Genomic DNA, 3144 nt, shown 5'->3' with positions numbered 1-3144 from the left:
TATATCTATTACTACAATAATAAACGGATTAAAACAAAACTGGCCGGAAAAACTCCGGTTCAATACCGAAATCTTTCCGACCAGCTAGTTGCTTAAACTTCTCTCCAATTTTTGGGGTTCAGTTCAGCCAACCTTTTTGTAGTTTTAAATTGATGATTTTTAAGGATTAACAATAAAATTTGCCGACTGGTCATTATCTACGAGAACAACGTTATCAGCGACAATTTTAGCCATGGCATCACGAGCTTCAATAGTTGCATTACCAACGTGCGGTGTTAGAATGACGTTTTTAAGAATCTTAAAACCATCGTCAACTTCAGGTTCTCGTTCATAGACATCTAGCGCAGCACCTGCAATTTCACCATCTTTAAGGGCTTGCAATAGCGCAGTTTCATCAATGATTGGACCACGACCAACATTAATAATGTTTGCCGTGGGCTTCATTGCCTTGAAAGCAGCGTCATTGAATTGATGATAGTTTTCGTCTGTTTGGGGTGCATTAATTGAGATAAAATCACTTGTTGCAATTAATTCATCAAATGGACGATAAGTGACCTTCATTGAACGCTCTTCAGGGTCAGACAAAGGGGTACGCTTGTAGTATTGTACGTGCATTCCCAAAGCATTGGCTTTACGGGCCACGTCGCTACCGATGTTGCCGAGCCCGACGATTCCTAATGTTTTACCAGCGATTTCATGGCCTAAGAAGAATAATGGTGCCCAGCCAGGGAAACCATCACGGTGCATTTTGTAATTTCCTTCAACAATGCGATGGCTCAACGCAAGCATTAGGCCAATCGTCACCTCAGCAACCGCATTAGTTGAAACGGCAGGGGTGTTTGTGACTGGAATGCCTTTTTCTTTAGCATAAGCAGTATCAATGTTGTTAAAACCAGCGCCAAAGTTAGCAATTAGTTTTAGTTTTGGGGCGGCGTCGATAATTTCACGATCGACCTTAGTTGATAGGGGTGTGATTAAAAAATCCGCATCACGGACGTTTTTAAGCAATGTTTCATGTGAAACTAAACCGTCACCGTCATAAATTGAAACATCGAACCCGTTGTCGGTTAATGTTTGCGTAGCCAGTGCGGGTAATTCTGCTGACAGATATACCTTACTCATGATTATCTCCTTTTCTTTTGATACCGCTTTCATTATCTCGCGAATACGTTTAAAATTCAATTAGGTCGTTATAACTATGAAAGTTTAAGAAGAGTTTTCAAAATAAAAGACAGCTAGATTAGCTGTCAGAAGTAAATATTAGGGTGGATTCAAATAGTTGCTTGTCACACTCTGCATAAACGTGCTCCAAGCAACTGAATCCTTAATGTAACGATATGCCACTATTTTTGCCCTTCGCTACGCTACGTACAAAAAAGTGGCATATCGTTACAATCGGATTCAAAGCATTGCTTGTCACACTCTGCTTTTACCTACTAAGTTTATTCAGCACATCCAGTACAGGTTGGAAATCGTTTAGGGTATGGTAACGATCACCAATTAGGACGCCGTCGTAGCCGATGGCATTAGCGATTGGTGAACCGGCTTCGTCCATGTGACCACCTAGAATGAGTTGGTATGAAATTTCAGGATAATTGTTTTTCATAAATTTGCGAATGGCATCGTGAATATCACGAATTTCATCGATAGAATAGAGTGCCCGACCCATTTCAGTTGAAGCTAACGATTCATAGGCAATAATAATTGGTTTGTTGATGGGCTCATCTTTTAATAAGATACCTAGTTCTTCAACGACCATCTCAATATTACTGTACTGCCCAACTGATAAGATTGGTGTAATATCATTTTCTAAAGCATTTTCGAGCCGCTTACGAACAATCAATAATCCTTCATTAAGTGATTTACGACGTTCTAAATGACCAATAAAGCTTGTTGTTATGCCGAGTGATTGTAAAACACTGGGTGATATTTCACCAACTGTACGTTGTTTGATCGTTAAATTTTGACTAACGACTTCAAAATTATCGTAAGTATTTGGTACTGGTAGTGTTGGCGCAATCTTTAAATCAACGTCTACAGTTGTTTGACTGAGATCAGCTAAAAATTGTTTTTGTTGTTCAAAATCAACTAAATTCTTGAAGTTTAAAACTGCTAGCATAGGCTATACCTCCATACATGATGGTCTCTCTCATATAACTTAGTATAACATGAGGGTGGTAAATAATTCACAAGCCGAACATGGCTGCAACAAGTTTCTATTGCATGGGTGGTATAACAAGTAGGAAAATGATTATAGCTTTTTGTAAAATTTTTAGGTACAATATTTTTCTAAATGTGAAGTGATGGGTTATCTTATTTACAATTAAAGGTTAAATTAATATCGTAAGCATAAGCTGTACAATTAAATTAGTTTGCGTCAATCTTGGGGGATGACATGAAGGTACGATACATACGTTTATCAATAAAAATATTATCAATTATTATGCTCGTACTGCTTGGTTGGTTAGTCGTCCATTTATATCGCATTGGTGTTTTCAATGATACTGATTCGTTAATTAAACTACTGAAAAAATATGGTATTTGGGCACCAATCTTATTTGTTTTCGTCCAAATTGTCCAGGTCGTTATTCCGATATTACCAGGAGGTGTGTCATTAGCAGCTGGTGTTGTGATGTTCGGCCCTTGGTTAGGGTTTTTGTATAATTATATTGGCATTGTCATCGGGTCAATGATTCTCTTCTGGTTGGGCCGACGTTATGGTAGACGAGTGATTGATATCTTTGTTAGTGAAGATACGCTAAATAAGTATATTAATCGTTTGGATTCCAAGGGATGGCATTGGACATTTGCTTTGTTGATTTTTTCGCCAGTTGCACCAGACGATGCCTTGGTACTGCTAACAAGTTTGACGAAAATGACCTGGCGTGAATTTACCATTATTTTATTGGCTGGTAAGCCATTATCGATTTTCCTTTATAGCCTGGGGATGTTGTACGGGGCAGATTGGTTATTAAGAATTGTTGGATAGTAAAAAAGCGGAAGTTCCATGTGGAACTTTGAACTGAACCCCAAAAATTGGAGAGAAGTTTAAGCAACTAGCTGGTCGGAAAGATTTCGGTATTGAACCGGAGTTTTTCCGGCCAGTTTTGTTTTAATCCGTTTATTATTGTAGTAATAGATATA

General features: G+C 38.3%; 5 protein-coding genes. 2 read left to right on the top strand and 3 right to left on the bottom strand.

The genetic code is table 11. The annotated features are described in order from the left end of the window. The first annotated feature begins 3 nt into the window (after nucleotides 1–3). Complete coding sequence (locus NGR58_RS09990) at nucleotides 4–96, top strand: IS3 family transposase (RefSeq protein ID WP_407077141.1); 93 nt, start codon at nucleotides 4–6, stop codon at nucleotides 94–96. A 63-nt stretch (nucleotides 97–159) separates the two neighbouring features. Here NGR58_RS09990 and NGR58_RS09985 read toward each other — a convergent pair whose 3' ends face one another. Both NGR58_RS09985 and NGR58_RS09980 read right to left on the bottom strand, forming a co-directional pair. Further along, entirely contained in the window at nucleotides 160–1122 is a 963-nt protein-coding gene (locus NGR58_RS09985; RefSeq protein WP_258089348.1) for a 2-hydroxyacid dehydrogenase family protein, read from the bottom strand. A gap of 307 nt (nucleotides 1123–1429) precedes the next feature. After that, complete coding sequence (locus NGR58_RS09980; RefSeq protein ID WP_258089347.1) at nucleotides 1430–2119, bottom strand: triose-phosphate isomerase; 690 nt, start codon at nucleotides 2117–2119, stop codon at nucleotides 1430–1432. Nucleotides 2120–2395: 276 nt separating this feature from the next. Here NGR58_RS09980 and NGR58_RS09975 point away from each other — a divergent pair, with 276 nt between their 5' ends. Continuing rightward, the gene (locus NGR58_RS09975; protein ID WP_258089346.1) at nucleotides 2396–2989 is read left to right on the top strand and encodes a TVP38/TMEM64 family protein; all 594 of its coding nucleotides are present in this window, start codon (nucleotides 2396–2398) and stop codon (nucleotides 2987–2989) included. 59 nt (nucleotides 2990–3048) lie between these two features. Here the strand turns inward: NGR58_RS09975 and NGR58_RS09970 are convergent, their stop codons facing one another. Next, nucleotides 3049–3141: an IS3 family transposase gene (locus NGR58_RS09970; protein WP_407077141.1), complete on the bottom strand. Its 93-nt coding sequence runs from the start codon at nucleotides 3139–3141 to the stop codon at nucleotides 3049–3051. Nucleotides 3142–3144: the final 3 nt, after the last annotated feature.

Source organism: Weissella fangxianensis, from assembly GCF_024718545.1.
Lineage (GTDB): Bacteria > Bacillota > Bacilli > Lactobacillales > Lactobacillaceae > Weissella > Weissella fangxianensis.
This window is presented reverse-complemented; position numbering and strand designations above follow the sequence as displayed.

Bases quoted from the DNA above. Each gene is read 5' to 3' on its own strand.
- NGR58_RS09980 (WP_258089347.1), bottom strand. From the start codon at position 2,119: ATGCTAGCAGTTTTAAACTTCAAGAATTTAGTTGATTTTGAACAACAA.
- NGR58_RS09975 (WP_258089346.1), top strand. From the start codon at position 2,396: ATGAAGGTACGATACATACGTTTATCAATAAAAATATTATCAATTATT.
- NGR58_RS09985 (WP_258089348.1), bottom strand. From the start codon at position 1,122: ATGAGTAAGGTATATCTGTCAGCAGAATTACCCGCACTGGCTACGCAA.